General features: G+C 64.7%; 23 protein-coding genes. 12 read left to right on the forward strand and 11 right to left on the reverse strand.

What is annotated here, in order from left to right:
* The first annotated feature begins 126 nt into the window (after window positions 1–126).
* Genes IGS55_RS20785 through IGS55_RS20795 form a run of 3 tightly spaced genes read left to right on the forward strand, consistent with a single transcriptional unit; the run spans window position 127 to window position 5,615 of the window.
* The gene (locus IGS55_RS20785) at window positions 127–1,251 is read left to right on the forward strand and encodes an efflux RND transporter periplasmic adaptor subunit (RefSeq protein ID WP_230518411.1); all 1,125 of its coding nucleotides are present in this window, start codon (window positions 127–129) and stop codon (window positions 1,249–1,251) included.
* Complete coding sequence (locus tag IGS55_RS20790; protein WP_230518410.1) at window positions 1,244–4,351, forward strand: efflux RND transporter permease subunit; 3,108 nt, start codon at window positions 1,244–1,246, stop codon at window positions 4,349–4,351. Before IGS55_RS20785 ends, IGS55_RS20790 begins: the two co-directional genes overlap by 8 nt.
* Window positions 4,338–5,615, forward strand: coding sequence for a TolC family protein (locus IGS55_RS20795; RefSeq protein WP_230518409.1), 1,278 nt, complete (start codon window positions 4,338–4,340; stop codon window positions 5,613–5,615). Before IGS55_RS20790 ends, IGS55_RS20795 begins: the two co-directional genes overlap by 14 nt.
* A gap of 69 nt (window positions 5,616–5,684) precedes the next feature.
* Here the strand turns inward: IGS55_RS20795 and IGS55_RS20800 are convergent, their stop codons facing one another.
* From IGS55_RS20800 to IGS55_RS20825, 6 genes are all read right to left on the reverse strand, one after another.
* Entirely contained in the window at window positions 5,685–5,882 is a 198-nt protein-coding gene (locus IGS55_RS20800) for a hypothetical protein (RefSeq protein WP_034746874.1), read from the reverse strand.
* Between the two features lie 80 nt (window positions 5,883–5,962).
* Window positions 5,963–6,880, reverse strand: coding sequence for a site-specific tyrosine recombinase XerD (gene xerD, locus IGS55_RS20805; protein ID WP_230518408.1), 918 nt, complete (start codon window positions 6,878–6,880; stop codon window positions 5,963–5,965).
* A complete protein-coding gene (locus IGS55_RS20810) occupies window positions 6,877–7,377 on the reverse strand; it encodes a methylated-DNA--[protein]-cysteine S-methyltransferase (protein ID WP_230518407.1) in 501 nt (166 codons plus the stop codon). Before IGS55_RS20810 ends, xerD begins: the two co-directional genes overlap by 4 nt.
* A gap of 425 nt (window positions 7,378–7,802) precedes the next feature.
* Window positions 7,803–9,083, reverse strand: a complete 1,281-nt coding sequence (locus IGS55_RS20815) for a TRAP transporter large permease (RefSeq protein WP_230518406.1) — start codon at window positions 9,081–9,083, stop codon at window positions 7,803–7,805.
* A complete protein-coding gene (locus IGS55_RS20820; protein ID WP_099409695.1) occupies window positions 9,080–9,652 on the reverse strand; it encodes a TRAP transporter small permease in 573 nt (190 codons plus the stop codon). Before IGS55_RS20820 ends, IGS55_RS20815 begins: the two co-directional genes overlap by 4 nt.
* A gap of 116 nt (window positions 9,653–9,768) precedes the next feature.
* Entirely contained in the window at window positions 9,769–10,761 is a 993-nt protein-coding gene (locus IGS55_RS20825) for a TRAP transporter substrate-binding protein (protein ID WP_442908193.1), read from the reverse strand.
* Between the two features lie 136 nt (window positions 10,762–10,897).
* Between IGS55_RS20825 and IGS55_RS20830 the strand changes: the two genes are divergently transcribed.
* Together IGS55_RS20830 and IGS55_RS20835 are read left to right on the forward strand one after the other, a co-directional pair.
* Window positions 10,898–12,916: a sensor histidine kinase gene (locus IGS55_RS20830; RefSeq protein WP_230518404.1), complete on the forward strand. Its 2,019-nt coding sequence runs from the start codon at window positions 10,898–10,900 to the stop codon at window positions 12,914–12,916.
* A gap of 32 nt (window positions 12,917–12,948) precedes the next feature.
* Entirely contained in the window at window positions 12,949–13,533 is a 585-nt protein-coding gene (locus tag IGS55_RS20835) for a response regulator transcription factor (protein WP_230518403.1), read from the forward strand.
* A gap of 92 nt (window positions 13,534–13,625) precedes the next feature.
* Here the strand turns inward: IGS55_RS20835 and IGS55_RS20840 are convergent, their stop codons facing one another.
* The gene (locus IGS55_RS20840; RefSeq protein ID WP_230518402.1) at window positions 13,626–14,453 is read right to left on the reverse strand and encodes a siderophore-interacting protein; all 828 of its coding nucleotides are present in this window, start codon (window positions 14,451–14,453) and stop codon (window positions 13,626–13,628) included.
* A gap of 22 nt (window positions 14,454–14,475) precedes the next feature.
* On the reverse strand, window positions 14,476–15,033 hold the full coding sequence (locus IGS55_RS20845) for a PadR family transcriptional regulator (protein ID WP_230518401.1): 558 nt from the start codon (window positions 15,031–15,033) through the stop codon (window positions 14,476–14,478).
* Window positions 15,034–15,276: 243 nt separating this feature from the next.
* On the opposite strand from IGS55_RS20845, the gene IGS55_RS20850 reads away from it, so the two are divergent.
* Window positions 15,277–15,627 carry a DUF3052 family protein gene (locus IGS55_RS20850; protein WP_230537272.1) on the forward strand — a complete coding sequence of 117 codons (351 nt, stop codon included), beginning with the start codon at window positions 15,277–15,279 and terminating at the stop codon, window positions 15,625–15,627.
* A 7-nt stretch (window positions 15,628–15,634) separates the two neighbouring features.
* Here the strand turns inward: IGS55_RS20850 and queG are convergent, their stop codons facing one another.
* Window positions 15,635–16,726 carry a tRNA epoxyqueuosine(34) reductase QueG gene (gene queG, locus IGS55_RS20855; RefSeq protein WP_230518399.1) on the reverse strand — a complete coding sequence of 364 codons (1,092 nt, stop codon included), beginning with the start codon at window positions 16,724–16,726 and terminating at the stop codon, window positions 15,635–15,637.
* Window positions 16,727–16,804: 78 nt separating this feature from the next.
* On the opposite strand from queG, the gene tsaE reads away from it, so the two are divergent.
* Genes tsaE through IGS55_RS20870 form a run of 3 tightly spaced genes read left to right on the forward strand, consistent with a single transcriptional unit; the run spans window position 16,805 to window position 19,505 of the window.
* A complete protein-coding gene (gene tsaE, locus IGS55_RS20860; RefSeq protein ID WP_092714150.1) occupies window positions 16,805–17,293 on the forward strand; it encodes a tRNA (adenosine(37)-N6)-threonylcarbamoyltransferase complex ATPase subunit type 1 TsaE in 489 nt (162 codons plus the stop codon).
* Window positions 17,257–18,654 carry an N-acetylmuramoyl-L-alanine amidase gene (locus IGS55_RS20865; protein ID WP_230518398.1) on the forward strand — a complete coding sequence of 466 codons (1,398 nt, stop codon included), beginning with the start codon at window positions 17,257–17,259 and terminating at the stop codon, window positions 18,652–18,654. Before tsaE ends, IGS55_RS20865 begins: the two co-directional genes overlap by 37 nt.
* A gap of 14 nt (window positions 18,655–18,668) precedes the next feature.
* On the forward strand, window positions 18,669–19,505 hold the full coding sequence (locus tag IGS55_RS20870) for a D-hexose-6-phosphate mutarotase (protein ID WP_230518397.1): 837 nt from the start codon (window positions 18,669–18,671) through the stop codon (window positions 19,503–19,505).
* On the opposite strand, the gene IGS55_RS20875 is transcribed toward IGS55_RS20870, so the two are convergent.
* The gene (locus IGS55_RS20875) at window positions 19,502–20,533 is read right to left on the reverse strand and encodes a carbonic anhydrase (RefSeq protein ID WP_181878015.1); all 1,032 of its coding nucleotides are present in this window, start codon (window positions 20,531–20,533) and stop codon (window positions 19,502–19,504) included. The two genes, IGS55_RS20870 and IGS55_RS20875, sit on opposite strands and share 4 nt — an antisense overlap.
* 157 nt (window positions 20,534–20,690) lie before the next feature.
* Window positions 20,691–21,341: a VTT domain-containing protein gene (locus IGS55_RS20880; protein ID WP_139091208.1), complete on the reverse strand. Its 651-nt coding sequence runs from the start codon at window positions 21,339–21,341 to the stop codon at window positions 20,691–20,693.
* A 248-nt stretch (window positions 21,342–21,589) separates the two neighbouring features.
* Between IGS55_RS20880 and IGS55_RS20885 the strand changes: the two genes are divergently transcribed.
* The 3 genes from IGS55_RS20885 (at window position 21,590) to miaA (ending at window position 25,538) form a co-directional block, all read left to right on the forward strand.
* Window positions 21,590–22,528, forward strand: coding sequence for a peptidylprolyl isomerase (locus IGS55_RS20885; protein WP_230518396.1), 939 nt, complete (start codon window positions 21,590–21,592; stop codon window positions 22,526–22,528).
* Between the two features lie 69 nt (window positions 22,529–22,597).
* The gene (mutL, locus tag IGS55_RS20890) at window positions 22,598–24,511 is read left to right on the forward strand and encodes a DNA mismatch repair endonuclease MutL (RefSeq protein ID WP_230518395.1); all 1,914 of its coding nucleotides are present in this window, start codon (window positions 22,598–22,600) and stop codon (window positions 24,509–24,511) included.
* A gap of 79 nt (window positions 24,512–24,590) precedes the next feature.
* Window positions 24,591–25,538: a tRNA (adenosine(37)-N6)-dimethylallyltransferase MiaA gene (gene miaA, locus IGS55_RS20895; protein ID WP_230518394.1), complete on the forward strand. Its 948-nt coding sequence runs from the start codon at window positions 24,591–24,593 to the stop codon at window positions 25,536–25,538.
* The last annotated feature ends 112 nt before the right edge of the window (window positions 25,539–25,650 follow it).

The raw sequence follows: 25,650 nt of genomic DNA on the forward strand, positions 1-25,650 counted from the left end.
TCTTCAGGAGCACATTGCTATGCTTTCCCGGCGCTGTCATACCGCTGCCCGCGCTCCCCTCTGACCGCCCGCCTGGGCACGGCATCCACGCATGCCCCATCACCATCAATAACAAGGAAACACGGGATGAACACGACCACCCGCAACGCCCTGGGCGCCAGCTGCGCCCTCGCTCTCGCCTGTTCGGCCCTGGCCGGCTGCGCCAAGCCGACGCCGGCGGCCACGCCGCCCGCCCAGGCCATGCACCTGGACGACGGCAGCATCGCCGTCGACAGGATGTCGCCGCTGCGCCAGCGCCTGCAGATCGCCGCCGTGCAGGAACAGGACATCGCCACGCAGACGCAGGCGCCGGGCAGCATCGAAGCGATGCCGGAAAAACTGGTGAAAATCACGCCGCCGCTGGCAGGCCGGATCACGCGCTTGCAGCGCGCGCTGGGCGACAGCGTGAAGGCGGGCGACCCGCTGTTCACGCTCGATTCGGCGGAACTGAGCGTCGCCTACGCGGACGACAGCAAGGCGAAGTCCATCCTGCTGCAGGCGCGCCAGGAACTCGAGCGCCAGAAAACGCTGCTCGACGCGGATATCGCCGCGCGCAAGGAGTACGAAGCGGCCCAGGCAGCCTACGACCAGGCCGGCAGCGACGCCCGGGCCAGCGCCGACAAGCTGGCCCAGTACGGCGCCGGTGCCGGCGGTGCGCGCCGCGACTATGTCTTGCGTTCACCGATCGCCGGCACCGTGATCGCCATGGAAGGCGCCCAGGGCGGCTACTGGAACGATATCAACGCCCCCGTCATGACGGTGGCGGATCTCTCCACCGTGTGGCTGTCGGCCAACGTGGCCGAGCGGGACCTGGCGCAGGTGGCCGTGGGACAAACGGCCAGCATCTCCGTCGACGCCTGGCCCGGCAAGGCTTTCGAGGGCAAGGTCGCGTATGTGGGCGCCGTGCTCGATCCCGAGACGCGCACGGTGAAGGTACGCGTGGCCATCGACAACCGCGCCGGCGCCTTCAAGCCCGGCATGTTCGCCCACGCGGGATTTGCCGGCGCCAGCCGTCGCGCCCTCCTCGTGCCCGCATCCGCCGTGCTGCAAAGCGGACCATCGACGCGCGTGATGGTGGAACGCAACCCGCTGCGTTTCGAGCCGCGCACGGTGCAGGTGGGCGCCAGCCATGGCGGGCAAGTGGAAATCGTCTCGGGCTTGCGCGCGGGTGAACGCATCGTCGTCAAGGAAGGAGTGCTGCTCAATGATTGACCGTTTCATCGCCACCTGCTGCCAGCGGCGCGGCATCGTCTGGCTCGTGCTGCTGTTCGTCGCCGCCTACGGCGTCTATTGCTGGAAGCAGCTGCCCATCGAAGCCTATCCCGACATCGCCGACGTCACCTCGCAAATCGTCACGCAGGTGCCGGGCCTGGGCGCCGAAGAAATCGAGCAGCAGATCACCATACCGCTCGAACGCGCCCTGCTGGGCACACCGGGCATGCACGTGCTGCGCACGCGCAGCCTGTTCGCGCTGTCCTTGATCACCGTGGTGTTCGAAGATGGCAGCGACGGCTACTTCACGCGCGAGCGGCTGCAGGAACGCCTGGCCAGCGTCAACCTGCCCTACGACGCCAAGCCGGGACTCGATCCCTATACGTCGCCCACGGGCGAAATCTACCGCTACACGCTGGAATCGACAACACGCTCGCTGCGCGAACTGTCCGAGCTGCAGTTCTGGACCGTGATCCCGCGCCTGCAGCAGGTGCGCGGCGTGGCGGACGTCAGCAATTTCGGCGGTCTGACAACGCAGTTCATGCTGGAACTCGATCCCGCAAAGCTGGACAGCTACGGCTTCTCGCTGGCGCAGGTCAAGGACGCCATCAACGCCAACAACATCAGCGGCGGCGGCAGCGTGATCGACCGCGGCCAGCAATCGTACGTGGTGCGCGGCGTGGGCTTGCTCCATTCGCTCGACGACATGGGCAACGTCGTCGTCAGCAGCAGCAAGGATGGCGTGCCCGTGCTGGTAAAAGACCTGGGCAAGCTCGCTTACGGCAACGTGGAGCGGCGCGGCATCCTGGGCAAGGACGACAACCCCGACACGATCGAAGGCATCACCCTGCTGCTCAAGGATTTCAATCCGTCCGAAGCGCTGGCCGGCATCCATGCGGCCGTGGACGACTTGAACGACCACGTGCTGCCGAAGGACGTCAAGATCGTGCCCTACCTGGACCGCAGCTCGCTGATCGACGCCACCCTGCACACGGTGGGATTTACCCTGGGCGAAGGCATGCTGCTCGTCGCCCTCGTGCTGCTGCTGTACCTGGGCAGCCCGCGCGCGGCCGCCATCGTCGCGCTGACGATCCCGCTGGCCCTGCTGATCGCCTTCATCTTCATGCACCATTTTAAGATTCCCGCCAATTTGCTGTCCTTGGGGGCGATCGACTTCGGCATCCTCGTCGACGGCTCCGTCGTGGTGCTGGAAAACATGCTGCGCCGCCGCGAACGGGAACAGGAGCGGCCCCTCAGCCTGCAGGACGCCATCGACGCGACCCTGCAGGTGGCGCGCCCCATCATGTTCGGCATGGCCGTCATCATCGCCGCCTATCTGCCCCTGTTCGCCTTCCAGCGCATCGAGTACAAGCTGTTTTCGCCGATGGCGTATGCGGTGGGCGCGGCGCTCGTGGGCGCGCTGGTGGTGGCATTGGTGCTGATCCCGGGCCTGGCCTGGCTGGCCTTGCGCAAGCCGCGCCGCACCTTTCATAACCGCGCGCTGGACACGCTGGCGGGCGCGTATGGCCGCTTCCTCGAGCGCATGGTGGGCAAGAAGCGCTGGGTGGCGATGGTGTGCGCAGGATCGCTCGCAGCGCTTGCCATCCTGGGCGGCGGCATCGGGCGCGACTTTTTACCGTATCTCGATGAGGGCTCCTTATGGCTGCAGGTGCAGATGCCGCCCGGGATCACGCTCGACAAGGCGTCCGAAATGGCCAGCGAACTGCGGCGCGCCGCGCTGGAGTTCCCCGAAGTGTCGACCATCGTCACGCAGACGGGGCGCAACGACGACGGCACCGATTACTGGACGCCGTCGCACATCGAAGCGAGCGTGGGGCTGCATCCGTACAAAAGCTGGAAGTCGGGCATGAGCAAGCAGCAGCTGATCGCGAAAATGCACGAGCGCTTCGCCCGCATGCCTGGCGTTACCGTGGCCTTCATGCAGCCGATGATCGATGGCGTGCAGGATAAATTGTCGGGCGCGCACAGCGACCTGACGGTGAAAATCTTCGGCAACGATCTCGATGAAGTGCGCGCCATCGCCGGCAAGGTGGCCAATGTTCTGAAAACCGTCCACGGCGCCTCCGACGTGGCCGTGGACGTGGAGCCCCCCTTGCCCAACCTGAAGGTGGAACTGGACCGCGCGAAGGCGGCCCGCTACGGCATCAATGCGGCCGACGTGGCCGACCTGATTGCCACCGGCATCGGCGGCGCGCCCATCGGCCAGGTCTACGTGGGCGAGAAAAGCTATGACATCGCCGTGCGCTTTCCGCCCGCCACGCGCTCCAGCCCCGACGCCATCGCCAGCCTGAAGCTCACGGCCGCCAGCGGCGCCAGGATACCGCTGGCGCAGGTGGCCACCATCAGCACCACCTCGGGCGAAAGCGTGATCGTGCGCGAGATGGGACGGCGCCACATCATCGTGCGCCTCAACGCCCGCGGGCGCGATCTGGCCGGCTTCCTGGCCGAAGCGCGTCCGCTGGTGACGCAAGCCGTGGCAGGCGAGCACCAGCGCATCAGCGTCGAATGGGGCGGGCAGTTCGAAAACCTGCAGCGCGCGCAAAGCCGTTTGGCCCTGATCCTGCCGATGACCCTGGGCGCCATGTTCCTGCTGCTGTTTGGCCAGTTCCGCAACCTGCGCCAGCCCGCGCTGGTCTTGCTGGCCGTGCCGCTGGCCATGCTGGGCGGCCTGGCCGCGCTGCACCTGCGCGGCATGACATTGAACGTGTCGAGCGCCGTCGGCTTCATCGCCCTGTTCGGCGTGGCCGTATTGAATGCCGTCCTGATGCTGGCGCAGATCAACCGCTTGCGCACCGACGAGGGCAAGAGCTTGCGCGACGCCGTGCTCGAAGGCGCGCGCGACCGCATGCGCCCCGTGCTGATGACGGCCACCGTGGCCGCCCTGGGGCTGGCGCCGGCCATGCTGGCGACGGGCCTGGGCAGCGACGTGCAGCGCCCGCTGGCGACCGTCGTGGTGGGCGGCCTGGTCACGGCCACTGCCCTCACCCTGCTGCTGTTGCCGGCCCTGTATTACCTGATCGAGGCGCACCTGCAAAAACGCCAGACGCATACCGAAGGAGAACCCCATGACACGTTTTAATGTACTGCTGGCGGCCTGGCTGATCGCGCCCGGCGCCTTTGCCACGCCCTTGAGCTTTGACACTTACCTGTCCGCCGTGGAAAGCCACAGCCTGGAACTGCGGGTGCAGCAGGAAGGCATCGTCTCGGCCAAGGCCGGCATCGGCATCGCCGGCCTGCGTCCCGATCCCGAGTTCACCTTGGGCGCCACGCGCGAAACCGTGCGCAGCGTCGAGCACCGCCCCGTCACGTGGAACCCGGCCATCAGCATGGCCATCGAGACGGGCGGCAAGCGCGCCGCGCGCTTGAAGGCCGCGCACAGCAATGTCGCGCTGGCCGAGGAAACGGTGGCCGGCTTCAAGAGCGAGCTGTATGGCACGGCCGCCGCCGCGTTCACGGAAGCGTGCCGCACGCGCGACGTCGCAGCGCGCAAGGAGCAGACCATGGCGGCCCTGTCGACAGTGGTCGAAGCGAACGCCGTGCGGCGCAAGGCGGGCGACGTGGGCGGCATCGAGCTGCTGCAGTCGCGCGTGGAACGCGACCAGTTCCAGGCCGAGCTGGCGCAGGCGCGCAGCGAGGCGGACAGCGCCATGTTGAATTTGTCGCCGCCCTTGGGGCGCCAGTTCGACGCGCTGTTTCCGGACGCGCGGCTGGCCTGCGACTTCGCTGCATACGAAGACAAGGATGCCAGCGCGCTGCTGCCGCAAGCGCTCGGCGCCCGCAGCGACGTGCGCATCGCCCGCGCCACCGTCGACAATCTGCGCGACGGCGCGGCGCTCGTGCGTGCCAACCGCGCCGTCGACCCGACCGTCACCGTGGGCCTGGCCGCCGCGCGCGGCTACCATGACGGCATCGACGCCGGCGGCAATCCCGTCGAAGGCGCGGCCCGTTCGCGCGCGCTGTCCATCTCGCTGGCCATTCCCATCCCCCTGTCGCGGCGCGACACGGGCGACATCGTGCAGGCGGAATCAAGTGTGACGCAGGCGATGCTGGCCTTGCGCCAGGCGGAACTGACGGCGGAAACGCAGGTGCGCACGGCGCAGCGGCAATTGCGTTCGGCGCAGGACAGGCTGGCGCGCTACCGCGACGGCGTGCTGGTCGATGCGCAAAAGGTGGTCGACGGCATGCGCCTGTCTTACGTCAAAGGCAATGCCTCGCTGCTGGAATGGCTGGCGGCGCAGCGTTCGGCCGATGAGGCCTACCAGGGCTATGTGCAGGCGCGCGCCGATGCGGCCATCGCCAGCACGCAGCTGCAACTGGCGATCGGCCAGCGGCCGAGTTTGTAGCGGGGAGAAAGTAGAACGAGGAGATACCGGCGCGGCGATGGTGCCGCACCGGTCGTCAAGCATGGGGAATTACTGGGGCTGGGCGGGCGCGTCGGTAGCGTCGTCCGCATCGTCCGCTTCAGGCTCTTCACCCTCGGCACCCTCTTCGCCATCGGCCGGCTTCGGATTGTTCTTCGCTTCCAGCTTGCGCCTGGCTTTTTCCTCGGCTTTCTTCTTCTTTTCCAGCTCTTTTTGCCGTTTTTCGTATTGGAAATTTGTCTTGGCCATTTACTACCTCTTTAGTTTTTAGATGTTACAGATAAGCATATAAGGCACATTATGACGTAGTTGGAGCAAACACCAAATGTTTAGCCGCGCGGATGATGCCGCGCATGCAGCAGTTTCAGCCGTTCGCGGGCCACATGCGTGTAAATCTGCGTGGTGGAAATATCGGAGTGCCCCAGTAACAATTGCACAACACGCAAGTCCGCGCCATGGTTGAGCAAATGGGTGGCGAAGGCATGGCGCAAGGTATGCGGCGACAGCGGCGCCGTGATGCCGGCGCTCAGCGCATGTTTTTTGATGATGACCCAGAACATTTGCCGCGTCATGGCCCCCCCGCGCCGCGTGACGAACAGCGCGTCGTCCATTTGCCCGTCGAGGATGATGCCGCGCGCTTCCTTCAGATAGCGCTCGATCCACAGCCGCGCCTGTTCGCCGAACGGCACCAGGCGCGTCTTGCTGCCCTTGCCCGTGATGCGCAGCACGCCATCGTTGAGGCTCAGTTCCACGGATTGCAAGTCCACCAGTTCCGACACGCGCAAGCCGCTCGCATACATGAGTTCGAGCATGGTGCGCTCGCGCAGGCCCAGCGGCGTGCTCACGTCAGGCGCCGCCAGCAAGGCTTCCACCTGCGCTTCGCTCAAGGTATGCACGAAACGCGCGGGCTGCTTGGCCGAGACCATCTTCAGGCACGGGTCGGCGGCAATATGCTTGTGCCGCAGGGCCAGCTGGTAAAAACGCTTGAGCACGGACAGGCGCCGGTTCGACGACGTGGCCTTGCTCTCGTCGTGGCGGGCCGCGAAATACGCCTCGATGTCGGCCGTGGAGACCTCGTACAGGCCCTCGCGCCCGGGCCGCGCCACTTCCAGCCAGCGCGCAAACAGCCGCATGTCGCGCCGGTAGGCGTCCAGCGAGTTTTTCGACAGGCCGTCTTCCAGCCACAGGCTGTCGCAGAATTCATCGATCAGGGTAGCGTTGTCGGGCGCCAGCAGGCTGTTCATCATGCGTAGCCTTCAACGCCTTCATGCGCGAGCAGCCAGCGCTTGACGCCCAGGTGGAATCCCGTCGCATCGTCGTGGTGGGCAAAGCCGCCCAGGCCGCCGGCGGCCGTGACCCGGTGGCAGGGGATCACCACGGGAAACCAGTTGGCGCCGCAGGCCTGGCCCACGGCGCGCGGCGCCGAGCCGATCAGGCGCGCCACGTCGCCATACGTGCGCACCTGGCCGCGCGCAATGCCGCTGATCGCCGTCCACACCCGTTGCTGATAGGCGCTGCCAGAAGCGGCCAGCGGCAGGTCGAAGACATAATCGGGATCGCGAAAATAGCGCGCCAGTTGCTGGCATGCCCGCTCGGAGACGGCATCCTGCGCGTCTTTCTCGGCAAAGTGCGGCGGCAGGTAGACCAGTTCGCATACCTGGCCATCGTGCGCGCGCACGCCCATGGCGCCGAACGGCGCGGCCACGATGGCGCTGAACAGTTCACTGCCCTGTTGTTTTTTCATCTGCTGATCATTATTCAAGTGTGGCATATATGCAACCTGCCGGCGCGGGAAGCCGCGCCACGGGAATTATGCACCGACTTTGGGCGTGCCGGCGGACGTTTCCTGCGCACGAAAAAAAAGCGCACCAGTCGGTGCGCTTCAAATATTGCTTCACGTTCCCGGTCGTTTGGGTCCGCCGGTGCCGGCTTGTGGCCGCAGACAGCTATGACTCAACAACTTCTGTGAAACGTGTGTCTCCTCAATATATCCCCGGTATCAATACCGTTTTTATAGACCACTCCCCCACTAACCTTGTTGCCAATTCTGTATTTCAGCCTTGCTACCGGGGCGCATATGCATATACGTGTTTCCCCTTAAGGCTGCCCATCATAGCGCATTTATTCGGCCGGATCGACTTTTTTTGCACCATGACGGGGACAACTGTTTTAGTTGTAAATTAAATTTGGCAGCCACAGCGAGATTTGTGGTACGTAGGTAATCAGCATCAGGAAGCCGAGCATCGTCAGCAGCCACGGCATCACGGCCACGGTCAGCTCCGAAATGCCCATCTTCGTGATGCCGGACGCCACGTACAGGTTCAGGCCCACAGGCGGATGGCACATGCCCACTTCCATATTGACCACGATCAGGATGCCGAAGTGCACGGGATCGATGCCCAGCTTCATGGCGACGGGGAACAGGATCGGCGCCATGATCAGCACGATGGACGACGGCTCCATGACGTTACCAGCCAACAACAGCAGCACGTTGACCACCAACAAGAAGCTGATCACGCCCAGACCCTTGCCCGTGATCCATTCGGCCATCGCTTGCGGAATGTTTTCACTGGTCATCAGGAACGAGAACAGCACGGCATTGGTGATGATGTACAACAGCATCGCCGACATGGCGGCCGAATCGAGCAAGACCTTGCCCACTTGCTTGATCTTCAAGTCCTTGTAGACGAAGACGGCGATGATGAAGGCGTACACGGCGGCCATGGCGGCCGCTTCCGTGGGCGTGAAGGCGCCCGAATAGATGCCGCCCATGACGATGACGATCAGGAGCAGGCCCCAGGCGCTCTTCTTGAACGTGACGAAGCGCTCGCCCCAGCTGGCCTTTTTCATGCGCGGATAGTTGTGCTTGCGCGCCAAGAACCACGTGGTCAGGCCCAGCAGCATGGCCAGCATCATGCCGGGAATCACGCCCGCCATGAACAGCTTGCCCACCGAGGTATTCGTGCTGACGGAATACATCACCATCACGATCGATGGCGGTATCAAAATGCCCAGCGCGCCCGAAGTGGTGATGACGCCGGCGCCGAAACCGCGCGGATAACCCTGCTTGACCATGGCCGGCAGGATGATGGAGCCGATCGCCACCACGGTGGCGGGGCTGGAACCGGACACAGCGGCAAACAGCGCGCACGCCATCACGCCGGCCAGCGCCAGGCCGCCATGCCAGTGGCCGACCATGGAGCTGGCGAAGTTGATCATGCGCCGCGCCACCCCGCCATGCGTGAGGAAGTTACCGGCCAAAATAAAGAACGGGATGGCCATGATCTCGAATTTCTCGATGCCCGTGAAAATCTTCAGGGCCACCGATTCGATGGGTACGCTTGTCATGGTAAACAGGAACGTCAGTACCGTCAGACCCAGCGAAATGGAAATCGGCATGCCGGTCAGCATCAGCGCCAGCAGCAACACAAAAATGATCAGCGCGTTCATGCCTTGGCTCCTTTTTCTTCAGCCGTCAGTTCGTCTTCCAGCCCCTCGACATGCGAGTGGTCGTGTTTCGGCAAGGCGCCCGTCTTGATAAAATGCACCATCACTTGCAGGAAGCGGAAGCACATCAGGTAGGAACCGAGCGGCACAGCCAGGTAGACCAGCCACATCGGCACTTCCATGTCGGCCGAAGTCTGGTCCGTGTGGCCGATCGACCACACGAAGCTGGCACCCAGGGTCCCGACGATGCCCGTAAACAGGGCGCCGGCAGCCAGGCCGAAGACGATGAAGCGGTCGCGCCAGCGCGGGTTCATGCGGTTGATCAGCACATCGACGCCCACGTGGATGCCCGTGCGCACGCCATATGCGGCGCCGAACTTGGCCATCCAGACGAACATGTAGATACACAGTTCCTGGGCCCAGCTGGTATTGATTTGAATCAGGAAGTCTTGCAGGCCCGGTATCGGCAGGCCCGCCAGGTAGCGGTGCACGACCGCGACGAAGATGATGAAGGTGGCCGCGCCCATCAGGGTCGCGATCAGCCACTCTTCCAGGTGATCCAGAAATTTCATGGTGGACTTTCAAAGAATGCGGGTACGCTGGCACCCGCGCAGGACGCGCAGGTGCCGTTGCTGCAGAAAGACAGGGATGCCCCTGACAGCCGCGCCGGGTGGCGTGGCCAGCGCGATTACTTCGCGCTTTCCTTGTTGATGGCCGAGATCAGATCCTTGCCGATGCGCCCTTCCATGGCCTTCTGCACGGGCGCCAGCGCCTTGCGCCACTCGGCCTGTTCCTGCACCGTCAGAGTATAGATCTGCGTCTTGCCCGCTTTCTTGATGGCCTCGAGGGCCTGGTCGTTGTCGCGCTGGGCGATGGCTTTTTCAAACGTCGTCGCCTCGCGCATGGCTTTTTCCAGCTGGCCGCGGATATCGGGCGGCAAGCCATCCCAGAATTTCTTGTTGACGATCACGGCATAGCCCAGGTAGCCGTGGTTCGACACGGTCACGTGCTTTTGCACTTCATGCATCTTTTGCGTGTACATGTTCGATGGCGGATTTTCCGTGCCGTCGACGACGCCCGTCTGCAGCGCCTGATACACTTCCGAGAAGGCCAGCACTTGCGGATTGGCGCCCAGCGCGCGCATTTGCGCGTCGAGTACCTTCGACGACTGGATGCGCATTTTCAGGCCCTTGAAGTCGGCCGGCATGTGCAGCGGCTTGTTGGCCGACATCACCTTGAAGCCATTGTCCCAGTAGGCCAGGCCCGTGATACCCTTGGGTTCCAGTTTTTTCAGCAGGCTCTTGCCGATTTCGCCTTCGGTGACGTTGTACAGCGCCGTCTTGGTGGGGAAGATGTAGGGCAGGTCGAACGCTTCGAATTCCTTCACGCCCAGCGGGCCGAACTTGGCCAGCGACGGCGCCAGCATCTGCACGGCGCCCAGCTGCAGCGCTTCGAGTTCTTCCTTGTCCTTGTACAGCTGGCTGTTCGGGTACAGTTCGACCTTGACCTTGCCATTCGTGGCTTTCTCGGCCAGCTGCTTGAAGCGCTCGGCGGCCTGGCCTTTCGGCGTGTCGGTCGCCACGACGTGGCTGAACTTGATGACGATGGGGGCTTGCGCGTAAGCGTGGACGCCGGCGGTGGCGCCGATGGCCGCGCACAGCGCGACGAACATGGTTTTCATCTGCATTTTTGTCTCCTGAGTGGTTTTTGAAAAAACTTTATTATTTGTCTACTTGAATATTGTGCCAAAGAAACTGCTTCGGCTATTGTGGTTAACCACAATAGCCGGTTCCCGATAAGCCGCTACCCTGCCAGCCATGCCGACTCCCCCCACCCTTGCGCGCCGCTTCAAGCTATCGAGCCCGATGCGCTGGCTGCTGCCCGTCATCCTGCTGCTGCTGTTCCTGTCCATCCTGTTCTGGCTGCCCTGGCAGGCGCGCCAGATGGAGAGCAACGAGCGCCAGGAGCAGCTGATCGCCGACACGCTGTGGGTGGAGCAGACCATCCGCTTCCAGCTGGCGCGCAACGAGGAAAGCCTGTTCAATCTGGGCGTGGACATCGCCAGCGGCTCGCTGGGCGCGGAAAAAGTGCACGAGCGGCTGCAGCAGATGTTGCGCAATGGCCGCGAATTGCAGCGCGTGCTGTGGCTCGACACCAGCGGCAAGGTGCTGGCCACCAGCGACAACAGCCTGCCGCACGCGCTGTCGTTTTCACCGGCCTCGCTGACGGCGGCCGACAATGCGCGCCGTTTGCACCGGGGCCAGTATGCCCAGCCTTCGCAGCAGACGGGCTTTCCCGACGCGCCGCCGGGCGCCATGCTGATGGATTACCACCAGCCGCTGTTCGATGGTCAGCGCTATGTGGGCAGCCTGGTGGCCACTTACCAGATCAGCAGCCTGCTCGATGAAATGGTGCCCTGGTGGTTCGCCCAGGATAACCAGATTTCACTGATCGACCGCGACGACAAGGTGCTGGCGCGGCGCGCCGCCGCCGGCCCGGGGCACGGCGTGTACACGCACAAGCGCGCGCTCGACGTGCCCGGCGCCAGCATCACCCTGTTTACCGACAGCGTGAAAAGCCAGCCCAAGCTGCTGCCCAATCTGCTGGTCGGTTCCGTCATCGCCCTGTCGCTGGGTTTGCTGTGGAGCTTGCTGGCCCTGTGGCGGCATATTTCGCGCCGCCTGGTGGCCGAAGGCGCGCTGCGCCAGCAGATGCTGTTTCGCACGGCGATGGAAAACTCGCTGGTGACGGGCATGCGCGCGCGCGACCTGGAAGGCAGAGTCACGTACGTGAATCCCGCGTTTTGCCAGATCGTCGGCTATCCGCCCGAGGAAATCCTGGGCCGTTTGCCGCCCATGCCTTACTGGGTGCCCGAAGCGCTGGAGGAATACCAGCAGCGCTTCGTCAAGGCCCTGGCCGGCAATCCCACGCCGCAGTTCGAAACCTATTTCCAACGTCCGGACGGCACGCGCGTGCCCGTGCTGATCTTCGAGGCGCCCTTGGTGGACAAGAATGGCCAGCAGACGGGCTGGATGGGGTCCGTGCTCGACATCTCGGACCGCAAGCGGGTCGAGGAACTCAATCGCCAGCAGCAGGAAAAGCTGCAAACGAGCTCGCGCCTGGCCACCATGGGCGAGCTGGCGTCGATGCTGGCGCACGAATTGAACCAGCCGCTGGCGGCCATTTCCAGCTACACGACGGGCGCCTTGAATTTGATCCGCCGCGCCATCGACAGCGGCGCCCCCGTCGAGCCGAATACATTGAAACCGGCGCTGGAACAGGCCAGCGCGCAGGCGCAGCGGGCCGGCCAGATCATCCGCAGCGTGCACGATTTCGTGCGCAAGAGCGAGCCGCAGCGCCAGGATATCGCCATCCGCACCCTGATCGACGGCATCCGCGCGCTGATCGACCTGCAGGCGCGCAAATACTATGTCACCATCCAGGAAGAGCTGCCGCCGGACCTGCCGCTGCTGCGCGCCGACCCGGTGATGATCGAGCAAGTGTTGCTGAACCTGACGCGCAACGCCATCGAGGCCATGCAGGATGCGGCGCCGGGACGGCGTATCATGCGCCTGCGGGCCAGCCACGACGCGCAGCAAGGCATGGTGACGGTGGACGTGATCGACCATGGCCATGGCATCCCGCAGGACGTGGCCGAGCGGCTGTTTTCGCCGTTTTTCTCGACCAAGTCCGAAGGCATGGGCATGGGCCTGAACATCTGCCGCACCGCCATCGAATTTCACGGCGGCGCGCTGACCTTCGGCGCCAACCCCGCCGGCGGAACAATCTTTACCTTCAGCGTGCCGGCCGCGCCAAGCGCGCCGCACTCGCATTAACTAATAACGCATAACGACAAGCCGGAGACACCATGCTACACATCATCGACGACGAAGAGGTCGTACGCGACTCCCTGTCCTGGCTGGCCGCCTCGCGCGGCATCGAGGCGCGCAGCTACGCCAGCGCCCAGCAATTTCTCGATAGCCTCGATGGCGGCTTCGACGCCGCCGGCGACTGCGTGCTGCTCGACGTGCGCATGCCCGACATGAACGGCATCGCCATGTTCGACCAGCTGGTCAAGCGCGACCTGACGGCGCGCCTGCCCGTGATCTTCCTCACCGGCCACGGCGACGTGCCGATGGCCGTCGACAGCCTGAAACGGGGCGCCTTCGATTTCTTTGAAAAGCCGTTCAACGACAACGACCTGATGGACCGCGTGCAGCAAGGCCTGGCCAACTCGCGCCAGGCGGGCGAACTGGCCGCCGTGCACGCGCGCCTGGCCACCCTGTCGACGCGCGAACGCGAAGTGCTGGACCTGATTTTGGCGGGCAAGATGAACAAGGTGGTGGCCGACAAGCTGGGCATCAGCATGCGCACCGTGGAAGTCCACCGCGCGCATATCTTCGACAAGATGCAGGTCAAGACGGCGGTGGAGCTGGCGGGGTTGCTGAAGTAATGGCGGTAACGTTGGATTACGCGGCGCTGGCGCGCCGCTAATCCAACCTGCGCCTACGCCGCATATTGCAACGTAACCCGACACCACCACCATCACGCATCGTGATGCTCATGGTGCTCCGCCGCCCCATGCTTCCAGTAGCTGGCCACGTGCAGATGCTGCTTCGGCACGCCGGCGTCGATAAAATGCCCGCGCAAGCCCTGCACCTGCGCGTGCTCGCACGCCACCCACACGTAGCCGTCGCCCTCTGACGGCAGCGCGATCTGGCGCAAGGCGTCGAGCAGCAGCGGGCCCTGGCGGCCATTGCGCGCCACCCAGCGCACCTCCAGCTGCGCCGCGCACTCGAGCGCGATCTGTTCGCCGTCTTCGACGATCTCGATCACGGCGATGGCCCGCGCCGTGGCCGGCAGCTGCTCCAGGCGCCGGGCGATGGCCGGCAAGGCCGTCTGGTCGCCCAGCAGCACATACCAGTCGAAATCGAGCGGCACCAGCATCGAGCCGCGCGGGCCGCCCACGCCCAGGGTCTGGCCGGGCACGGCTTGCGCCGCCCAGCTGGCCGCGGGGCCGTCGCCATGCAGCACGAAGTCGATTTCCAGCTCGCGCCGCGCGGCGTCGTAGCGGCGCGGCGTGTAGTTGCGGGCGATGGGGCGTATGCCTTCCGCATACTGGATGGGATTGGCGCCATTGCCCAGCACGGGGAACACGGGAGTCGTCTGCCCCGGGGCGGGGAAGAACAGTTTCACGTGGTCGTCGTGCGCGGGCGAGACAAAGCCATCGAGGTCGCCGCCGGCCAGGGTGATGCGGCGCATGTGCGGCGTGATCTGCTCGGTGCGCACGACGGTGAGCACGCGCAGTTTCAAGTCGTGCCGCACGCGCTCGATGGCGTGCGGGCGTGGTGTTGCTGGTAAGGCAGTAGTCATTGCTTGTCCTTGTAAAGTGGGCTCAGTGGCCGTCGACGATGGCGTTGGCCGCCTGTTCCAGCACGGCGGAGACGCGCTCGGCTTCCGCTTCGCTCCAGTTGGTCTTGTTCAGCAGCAGCGCATGCTTCAAGGTGTGCATGGCCTGGCGCACGCGCTCGGGCAAGGCGTTGCGCGCCTGGACGCGGGCAAACATGTCGAGGCGCGCCAGGATGCCGTCGACCTGGGCGCGGTTCTCGTCCAGATACGCGCGGCCCAGGTCCGTGATCGTGTAGAGCTTCTTGCCGCTGGCGCTTTCGGAGGACGTCACATGGTCCTGCTCTTCCAGCAGGGTCAAGGTGGGATACACGGCACCGGGGCTGGGGGCGTAGGCGCCGCCGCAACGCTCTTCGATGGCCTTGATGATTTCATAGCCGTGGCGGGGGCTGATTTCGATCAGCGCCAGCACGATCAGCGGCAAGTCGCCGCGGCCGAAGACGCGTTCGGCCCGTTCGCCGCGCCCGCCGCGCCCGCCAGGACCACCGCCCATGCCGCCCATGCCATCACCGCGCTCGTCGAAGCCGCGCGGGCCGCGGCCATGCATGTAGTATTCGTGGCGATGTTCGCCATGGTGGTGGTGGTGCTGGCCGCAATGGCCGTGATGATGATGGCCGCCGTGGCCGTGTTCTGCGTGGTGTGAGTTTCTCATGTTTTCTCTTTAAAGATATATCGTTAGTAGGTATCGTCATTTTATAACGATATATCGATAAGTCAAGGAGAAATTTGTTATGCTCGTCTTTTCCAATCGACTAGCCCTGCCATGCCCGACAAAACCGCCGTTGACAAAATGTACGTAAAAAATACCACAGCCCTGGCCGTGCTCAATGACGGCGGCGAACATGGAGCATTGCTGGCGCAGTTGCCGGCCGAGCGGGTGGTACGGGAAGGTGAAAATGCCGACTGGATCCTGCTGTTCGCGCGCAGCCGCGCGGAACTGGAGCGGTTCCTGCCAGTGGCGCAGGCGCGCCTGACGCAGGGCGGCGCCCTCTGGGTGGCGTACCGCAAGGGCGGCGTGAAGGCGGGCAGCGACATCCACCGCGACGATATTCGCCTGTATGCGCAGGAATCAGGGCTCGACAGCGTGGCGATGGTCGCCATCGACGCGGACTGGTCGGCGCTGCGCCTGAAGCAGGTGTAGTCGAGGTCTAGGCGATGCCGTGCAAGGCCAGCGCCCATTCGACGTGTTCGCGCACGATGGCCGACGGGTGCTCGCGGCGCGACAGCAGGGCCGCGACGATATCGGCCTGGCCCTTGGCCTTGGCGGCCGCATTGCCCATGCCGACGGCCAGGTTGCGCAGCCAGCGTTCGTGGCCGATGCGGCGGATCGCGCTGCCTTCCATGCGGCGGTTGAATTCCTCTTCCGTCCAGGCGAACAGCTCCACCATGCCGGCGCTGCCCAGGCTGTGGCGCTCGTCGAAGTCCGGCACGACGGCGCGCTGGGCGAACTTGTTCCACGGGCAGACGGTCTGGCAATCGTCGCAGCCGTACACCTTGTTGCCGATCAGGGGCCGCATTTCGACGGGAATGGCCCCCTTCAATTCGATCGTCAGATACGAGATGCAGCGGCGCGCGTCGAGCTGGTACGGCCCCAGGATCGCTTGCGTCGGGCACACGGTGATGCACGCCGAGCACTGGCCGCAGCGCGGCGTTTCCGGCGGGTCGACGGGCAGCGGCACGTCGATGAGGATCTCGCCGAGGAAAAAGAAGGAGCCGCCCTGGCGGTTGATCAGCAAGGTGTGCTTGCCGCGCCAGCCCAAGCCCCCTTTTTGCGCCAGCTCGACTTCCATCACGGGCGCCGAATCGCTGAAGACGCGGTAGCCGAAGTCGCCGATCGCGCCCTTGATGCGGTCGGCCAGCTGCTGCAGGCGCGTACGCATCACCTTGTGATAGTCGCGGCCCCGCGCATACACGGAGATGACGGCCGCCGCGGGGTCGGCGTCGCGCGCCGCCTCGTGCGCGCGCCAGTCGGGCCCCAGCGCCGGCGGCAGGTAGTTCATGCGCGCGCTGATGGCGCGCACCGTGCCCGGCACCAGTTCGGCCGGGCGCGCACGCTTCATGCCGTGGCTGGCCATGTAATCCATTTCGCCGTGATACCCTGCAGCTAGCCAGGCTTGCAGCGGCGCTTCCATGTGCGACAGGTCGACGTCGGCGATGCGTACCTCGGCAAAACCCAGCTCGCGCCCCCATTCTTTGATGGTGCGCGCCAGGACGGCGAGATCGGTGACGGTGGCGGACATAGGGGACTTTACGGAAAACGGCAGGCGCGCGGGCGGTTACAATGACAGCAGCCTCCATTTTATGCGATACCGAAGATAATGACCGAACACTTCAAAGCCCACCTCCACGACGAAGCCGGCACCGCCGCGCTGGGCGCCGCACTGGCGCGCGCGCTGGCGCCGGGCCTGGCGATCTACCTGCACGGCGACCTCGGTGCCGGCAAGACGGCCCTCACGCGCGCCCTGCTGCACGCGGCCGGCCATGCGGGCCACGTGAAAAGCCCCACCTATACCTTGTCCGAACCGTACACGGTGCGGCTCGATGGCCAGAGCGTCAACGTCATCCACTTCGACCTGTACCGCATGGGCAGCGCCGAGGAATTCCTCGATGCGGGCTTTCGCGAAGACTTCGACGGCCGCAATATCTGCATCGTCGAATGGCCGGAGAAAGCCGAACCGGTGCTGCCGCCAGCCGACCTGAATATTTATTTGAACGTTGCGGGTACAGGACGTGATGTAGAATTGCAAGCGTCTTCTGAATTGGGTCTGTCATGCCTTCACCGTCTCAAATTCGCCCCGAACCTTTGATCTCCTCGCCCATCACCCGGCGCACGGTCCTCAAGGCCGGCGGCACCCTGCTGTTGTCCGTGTTCGCGCCCATGTCGGCGATGGCGGCGCAAATTCTCGCCGTGCGCGTCTGGCCGGCCGAGGACTACACGCGCGTCACCCTGGAAAACGACAGCATCCTCAAGGCGACCCACTTCATCGTCAAGGACCCGGAACGGCTGGTGGTCGACATCGAAGGGCTGGAACTCAATCCCACCTTGAAGGGCCTGGTGGCGAAGATCCAGTCGAACGACCCGTACATCAAGCAGGTGCGCGTGGGCCAGAACCGGCCCAACGTCGTGCGCCTGGTGTTCGACCTGAAAGAGGAAATCACGCCGCAGCTATTTACCCTGCCGCCGGCGGGCTCCTATAACCACCGCTTGATCTTCGACCTGTATCCCGTGCGCGAGCCGGACCTGATCGCGCAGATGATCGAAAAGGGCGACTGGTCGAGCGACCCGGCCAAGCCGCCCATGGCCGATACGCATACGCCGCCGCCCGCGCTGCCCCTGCCCGAGAGCGGCAAGCCGCCCGTGGCCGCCGCCACGCCGGCAACGCCGGTCGTGCCGCCCGTAGCCGACGTACGCCCGGAACAGCGCCCCGAAGCGCGCCCCCTGCCTGGCCAGAAAGTGGTGCGCATGATTACCATCGCCCTCGATCCCGGCCACGGCGGCGAAGACCCGGGCGCCATGGGCAGCCGGGGCAGCCGCGAAAAAGACGTGGTGCTGGCCATTGCCAAGCGCCTCAAGACCAAGCTGGAACTGCAGCCGAACATGCGCGTCATGCTCACGCGCGACGCCGACTTCTTCGTCCCGCTGGGCATGCGCGTGGAAAAAGCGCGCAAGGTGCAGGCCGACCTGTTCGTCTCGATCCACGCCGACGCCTTCATCCAGCCGACGGCGCGCGGCTCGTCCGTGTTCGTGCTGTCCGAAAAGGGCGCCACCTCGACGGCCGCACGCTGGCTGGCCAACAAGGAAAACCAGGCCGACCTGATCGGCGGCGTGAACGTGAAGAACCACGACAAGCAGCTGGCCAGCGTGCTGCTCGATTTATCGACGACAGCGCAGATCAATGACAGCATGAAGCTGGGCAAGGCCGTGCTGCGCGAAATCGGCGGCATCAACCGCCTGCACAAGGGTTCCGTCGAGCAGGCCGGCTTCGCCGTGCTGAAAGCGCCGGACATCCCTTCCATCCTGATCGAGACGGCTTTTATTTCGAATCCGGAAGAGGAAGCCAAGCTGACCGACAACGGCTACCAGGACCAGATGGCCGACGCCATCGTCACGGGCATCAAGAATTATTTTGCGAAGAATCCGCCGCTGGCGAAAAGCCGCCTGACCTGACATGAAAGCCTAGCATGAGCGAGAGTATCTTTGGCGAGCTGCCGGCCGTGACCATCCGCGCGGCCGATGGCGCGCAGGCGACCGTCACCCTGTACGGCGGCCACCTGGTCTCGTGGCAGACCAGCGATGGCCAGGAGCGCCTGTTCCGCAGCCGCGATTCCGCCCTCGACGGCAGCCGCGCCATCCGCGGTGGCGTACCCGTGATCTTCCCGCAATTCGGCGCACGCGGCACGGGCATGCGCCACGGCTTTGCGCGCGTGGCGACGTGGCAGCTGGAATCGAGCGGCGACAGCGATGGCGCCGCATGGGCGCAGTTTGTCCTGACCCAGGCCGATTTGCCCGAAGCGATCGCCGCCAGCTGGCCCTGGGCTTTCACCTTGCGCCTGCGCGTGGCCGTCAAGGCGCAGGCGCTGGAACTGCACCTGTCCGTGCGCAACACGGGCGAGCAGGCGTTTCCGTTTTCGGCCGCCCTGCATACGTATTTTTCGATTGATGATTTGAGCGAAGCGCGCATCAAAGGCTTGCAGCGCGTGCGCTATTCGGACGAGACGCCGCAGGATGCCCTGCAGACGGAAGAGGTACTGCAATTTTCGGACAAGCTCGACCGCATCTACTACCAGCTGCCGGGCGCCTTGACCCTGCAGTCCGGCCGCCACACCCTGCGCCTGGAGCAGCAGGGCTTTACGGACGCCGTCGTGTGGAACCCGGGCGCGCAAGACGCGGCCGCCCTGCCCGACCTGGCGGACGACGAGCAGCCGCGCTTCATCTGCATCGAACCGGCCCTGATCCAGCCCGATACGCTGGCCGCCGGCGCCGAATGGACGGGCCGCCAGCGCCTTGAGTTTATTTAATTCGATTCCTTGATGATGCGGCCATTCGTTGGTTGAACCGGGCGCGCATTCAAGGGATACAGGCGGCTGAACAGCGCCATCTGCGCCGGCGACGCCTGCACCGGCTGCTTCATCACCATCCACAGCACGCCTTCGCTGCAAGGCGGCTCCGTCATCGATCCCATATACGTGTAGTAGTCGCGCCGCGCCGGCAGCATTTCGGCCGGGTCGAGCAGGATGGTCGGCTGCATGGTTTCGAATTTTTCCAGCGGCAGGTTGTTCCACACGGTCTGGATGGTCGCTTGCGGCGCGCCGCGTTCGAGCAGCAGCGCCAGCACGGCTTGCCGGCCTTCCGCGTCGCGGTGCACGAGGTGCACCACCATCTCGAACGCCTTGCCATTGATGCGCTCTTCGGACGGGCGGTGGAAATGGAATTGCTGCAGCTCGAACATGCGGTTCTGCACCGTGATGTAATTGCCGCCGCTCACGCCCACCTGCACCGTGTGGCCATTGTCGACCACATTGAACGACGACGGGCGGTAGTCAAAGCTGATCTGTTCGAGCTCCACCTTCATGCCGTCGCGGATATCGATCGGCGACTGGCGGCTGCCATTGCCGCACTTGCCCCAGTCGACGTTGATCTTGCTCCAGTTGGCCGGGCCGCTGTCGCCCTCGTACGACCAGTGCGTGCCGCGCGCCACGGGCGGCGGCGGTGGCGGCGCGGCCTTCACCACGGCGGCGCGCTTGGCGCGGGCGGCGGCGCGGGCGGCCTGGGTGGCGCGCATTTCCGCCAGGCGCGCCGCGATGCGTTCGGACAGGTCGACTTCGGCCGCTTCCTCCTTCTCGCGCGCCGTGGGCGCGACGACGACAGGCGCCTTGGCCTCCTTGCCCTTCACCGATTCGGTCAGGGTTTTCATGGCGGCCGCGCGCGCCGACGCCGACATGGGCGCGGATGCGGTGGCGCTCGCCGGGGCGGGGGCATCTTTGGCGCTTGCCATGGCCGTCATCACGGCAAGGCTGCAAGCTAACAGGGCGCTCAAATGTCGCATGGAAATCCAGAAAGTGAGAATACCTTCTGGTTTACGGCTGTAAAGCAACAAAACTTGAATCAGGGCAGGAGCAAAACAGAAGTACCGAAGAGAAAACGGAATCCAGGGCCAGCTGTGGACGGCGCCGCAGCATGCTTGCCCTGGATCTTTGCAGCAATTACGCCGACTTGCCGACCATGCGCTTGTAGAGTTTCCACATGCCGCCCAGTACCACCGGCACGACGGCGGCGCCGACACCGATCAGCACGATCAAGGTCAGGTGGTCGCGGATCCACGGTATATTGCCGAAGAAGTAGCCCGCCGTGACCAGACCGACCACCCACAACAGGGCGCCCGTGATGTTGTACATCTGGAAGCGCGCATGCGTCATGTCGGAAATGCCGGCCACGAACGGCGCGAAGGTACGCACCACCGGCACGAAACGGGCCAGGATGATGGTCTTGCCACCGTGCTTTTCAAAGAATTCATGCGTGCGGCGCATGGCATCCTTGTTGATCCAGCGGTAATCGTGGGTAAACACCCTCTGCCCGATGGCCTCGCCTATCCAGTAATTGAGCGTATTGCCCGTGATGGCCGCCGTAACAAGCAGGAAGATCAGCAAGCCCAGGTGCATCTGTCCCGTCGCGCAAAACGCGCCGGCGATAAACAATAAGGTATCTCCAGGGAAGAAAAACAGCACCACGAGGCCTGTCTCGCAAAAAATAATGGCGAACAGCACCGCATACACGAGGGTGCCGTACTGCTCGATCAAGATACCCAACGTCTTGTCGACATGCACAATCATGTCGAGGAATTGCACAAAATCCATATATTTTTCCCTAAAGGTAGCGGCGGAATCATACACCACCCGGCCCGCGCAACGGCAGTCCCCGGGCCGATATTTCTGGATTAATTATGCGTCGCCCTTGCGCATGTGGCAATTTAAGTAAAGGTTAAGGAAACGCCATATCGGCAGGCAACTGTCAGGATTGCGATATGCAATGTTTTTCCGACGAAATATTGCCATTCCGGTATACACTTTCTGCACGGCGCAACCCGCGCCGACCAGGAGAAAACATGTATCGATACCCACTGAGCGGCCTGACCATGGCCACCGTACTGGGCCTTGCACAGCTGGCAGCCCACGCGGCGCCCGTCCAGATCAAGGCGCCCGCCGAACTGCCCGCCAAGGCGACCTTGGCCGACGTGATCAAAGCCTCGAAACCATCCGACTGGCGTCCGCTGGACCCGGACAACACCCTGTACCTCGACATTCCCGCCGGCCGCGTGGTGATCGAACTGGCGCCCGACTTCGCGCCCAAGCACGTGGCCAACATCAAGGCCCTGGTGGCGGAACAGTATTACGACGGCCTGGCCATCACGCGCGCGCAGGACAACTGGGTGGCGCAGTGGGGCGATCCGAACGAGAAGAATCCCAAGCCGATCCAGCATGCGCAGCGCACCCTGCCCGGCGAATTCACGGTACCGCTGAAAAATATCAAGAGCTTCACGCGCCTGCCGGACGTCGACGGCTATGCGCCGCAAGTGGGCCATTCGAACGGCTTCCCGTCGGCGCGCGATCCGAAAAACGGCACGGCCTGGCTCACGCATTGCTATGCCACCGTGGGCGTGGGCCGCGACAGCGCCAGCGACAGCGGCGGCGGCACGGAGCTGTACGCCGTCATCGGCCAGTCGCCGCGCCACCTGGACCGCGACATCACCGTCGTCGGCAGGGTCGTCTCCGGCATGCCGTTGCTGTCCACGCTGCCACGGGGCACGGGTCCCATGGGCTTTTATGACAGCCCCGAGAAAAACGTGCCGATCAAGTCCATCCGCCTGGCCGCCAGCGTGCCGCCCGAGCAGCGCTCGAACCTGGAAGTGATGCGCACCGACAGCGCCACCTACCAGGCCGTGCTCGAAGCCCAGCGCCACCGCGGCGGCCCGTGGAGCAAGGTCACGGCAGGCCACGTCGACGTGTGCAATGCGCCGATACCGGTGCGGGAGGTGGGGAAGTAGGCCAACTCTTAGCCCAGGAGCAAGGGCCGGGGTCAGACCCGACGGGTCTGACCCCGGTATAATTGGCGCATGAACGCTCCCATCACGCCCCACCGCCCGATCCAGGCCCTGCCTGACCAGTTGATTTCGCAAATCGCCGCCGGCGAGGTGGTCGAGCGGCCATCGGCCGTCGTCAAGGAGCTGCTGGAAAACGCGCTCGACTCGGGCGCCACGCAGATCACGGTGCGGCTGGAAGAAGGGGGCGTGAAACGCATCGCCATTACCGACAACGGCCGCGGCATCGACAAGGATCAGCTGCCGCTGGCCCTGGCGCGCCACGCCACGTCGAAGATCGCCTCGCTGCACGACCTGGAAAACGTGGGCACCCTGGGCTTTCGCGGCGAGGCGCTGGCCTCGATCGCCTCGGTGGCCGCCGTTACCGTGACATCGCGCACGATGGATGCGGCCCATGCGTGGGAAATCGTCGGCTCGCACAATGGCAGCGTTTCGCCGTCGTCGGGCGCGCACGGCACCACGGTCGATGTGCAAGACCTGTATTTCAACACGCCCGCGCGGCGCAAGTTTCTCAAATCCGAGCAGACGGAATACGGCCACTGCGCCGAAGTCGTGCGCCGCATCGCGCTGGCGCGGCCGGACGTATCGTTTTCGCTGTCGCACAATGGCCGCACCATCGACCAGTGGAATATCAGCGAACTGGCCAAGCGCAGCGCCCACATCCTCGGCAACGACTTCGCCGAAGCGCGCCTGGCGCTGGACGAATCGGCCGGCAGCCTGCGCATACACGGTTTTGCCGGCTTGCCGACGGCATCGAAGGCGCGCGCCGATGGCCAGTTCTTTTATGTGAACGGGCGCTTCGTGCGCGACAAGCTGCTGGTGCACGCCGTGCGCATGGCCTACCAGGACGTGCTGCACGGCGACCGTTTTCCGTCGTACGTGCTGGCGCTCGACCTCGACCCGGCCCTGGTCGACGTCAACGTACACCCGTCGAAGATCGAAGTGCGCTTCCGCGACAGCCGTTCCGTGCACCAGTTCGTTTTCCACGCCGTGCAGCGCGCGCTGGCGCAAACATCGGCCACGGCCTTCGGCAGCGTACCGGCGCCACTGCCGGCCGCTTCCAGCCTCGGCGGCGATACCGCGGGCGCGGGTTTGGGCGGCCCCGGCATCTGGCGCCGCGAGCAGACGCAAACGTCGTTCGGCGCGCAATTCACGAACACCTTCGCGCCCGCCTCGCCCGGCGCGAACCTTCCCTTCTTTGCCGACGCGCCAGGCGTGGCCCAGGACACGGCGGCCTATGGCGCCCTGTTCGGCGGCGGCGCAGGCGCCGCCAACTCGCCGATCACGCAAGTGGAACCGTACATCGCCTCGCCCGAAGCGATGGCGCGCGAAGAGTATCCGCTGGGCTTTGCCCTGGCCCAGCTGCACGGCATCTACATCCTGGCGCAAAACACCAAGGGCCTGGTGCTGGTCGACATGCACGCGGCGCACGAGCGCATCCTGTACGAGCAGCTGAAAAACGCGCTGCAGGCACAGGTATCGGGCCAGGACATGCAGGTGCAATCCTTGCTGATCCCCGTGACGTTCTACGCGGACGCCATCGAAGTATCGACGGCGAATGAAAACCAGGAAACGTTGAAAGCACTGGGCTTCGATATCGCCGCTCTGTCGCCCACCACCCTGGCCGTGCGTTCCGTGCCAACCCTGCTCAAAAACGCGGACGCGCAAACCCTGGCGCGCGACGTGCTGCGCGACGTGCGCGAATACGGCGGCTCGCGCGTGCTGATCGAGCGCCAGAACGAATTGCTGGGCACCCTGGCCTGCCACACGGCCGTGCGCGCCAACCGGATCTTGTCGGTGCAGGAAATGAACGCCCTGCTGCGCCAAATGGAGAGCACGGAACGCGCCGACCAGTGCAACCATGGCCGGCCCACCTGGGTGCAGGTCGAGATCAATGCGCTCGATAAACTGTTCCTGCGCGGCCAGTAAAATTCCGGGGTCAGACCCGCCGGGTCTGACCCCAGCCTTTGCCTTGGGGTCCCCATCGCAAGCACATCAAAAAAGCATCATGACAAATACCCATACCCTCCCCCTGGCCGTCGCCATCATGGGCCCCACGGCCAGCGGCAAGACGGCCAGTGCGCTGGCCATCGCGCAAGCGATCCCGTCCGAGATCATCTCCGTCGATTCCGCCCTCGTCTACCGCGGCATGGACATCGGCACGGCCAAGCCGTCGAAGGAAGAATTGGCCCAGGCACCGCATCATCTGATCGACATCATCGACCCGCTCGATGCGTATTCCGTGGCGCAGTTCCGCAACGACACCCTGCGCCTGGTGAGCGAAATTTCCGCACGCGGCAAGCTGCCGCTGCTCGTCGGCGGCACCATGCTGTACTTCAAAGGCCTGGCCGATGGCCTCGACGACTTGCCCGGCGCCGATCCCGTGCTGCGCGCCCAGCTGGAAGAAGACGCGGCCGCCATCGGCTGGCCCGCCATGCATGCGCGCCTGGCGCAGCAAGACCCTGTCACGGCCGCGCGCCTGGCGCCGCAGGACGCGCAGCGCATCGGCCGCGCGCTGGAAATCATCGCCCTGTCCGGCCAGCCCATGTCGGCCCTGCTGGCGCGGCGCGAAAAGACCGTGCTGCCGTTCCGGTTGCAATCGTTCGCGCTGGAACCGTCGGACCGCGCCGTGCTGCACGCGCGCATCGCCACGCGTTTCGACCTCATGCTGAAAAACGACGCCCTGCTCGATGAAGTGGATGGGTTGCGCCGGCGCGGCGACCTGCATCCGGGCCTGCCCTCGATGCGCTGCGTGGGCTACCGCCAGGCCTGGGACTACCTCGATGGCCGCATCGACCGCGCCGCCTTGCGCGAGACGGGCATCATCGCCACGCGCCAGCTTGCCAAGCGACAGCTGACCTGGCTGCGGGCTATGCCGGAACGCATCGTCATCGACTGCCTGGGCCCTGATCCGGCCTCGGCCATGCTGGCACAAATCGTCCCTTTGCTGACATAAGCGTCGCCACACAACAACTGGCCAGGCGCTAGGCTCGACTTAGGCTGCGGGCTATGCCGGAACGCATCGTCATCGACTGCCTGGGCCCTGATCCGGCCTCGGCCATGCTGGC

This window comes from Janthinobacterium sp. EB271-G4-3-2 (assembly GCF_020858035.1).
Lineage (GTDB): Bacteria > Pseudomonadota > Gammaproteobacteria > Burkholderiales > Burkholderiaceae_D > Janthinobacterium > Janthinobacterium aestuarii.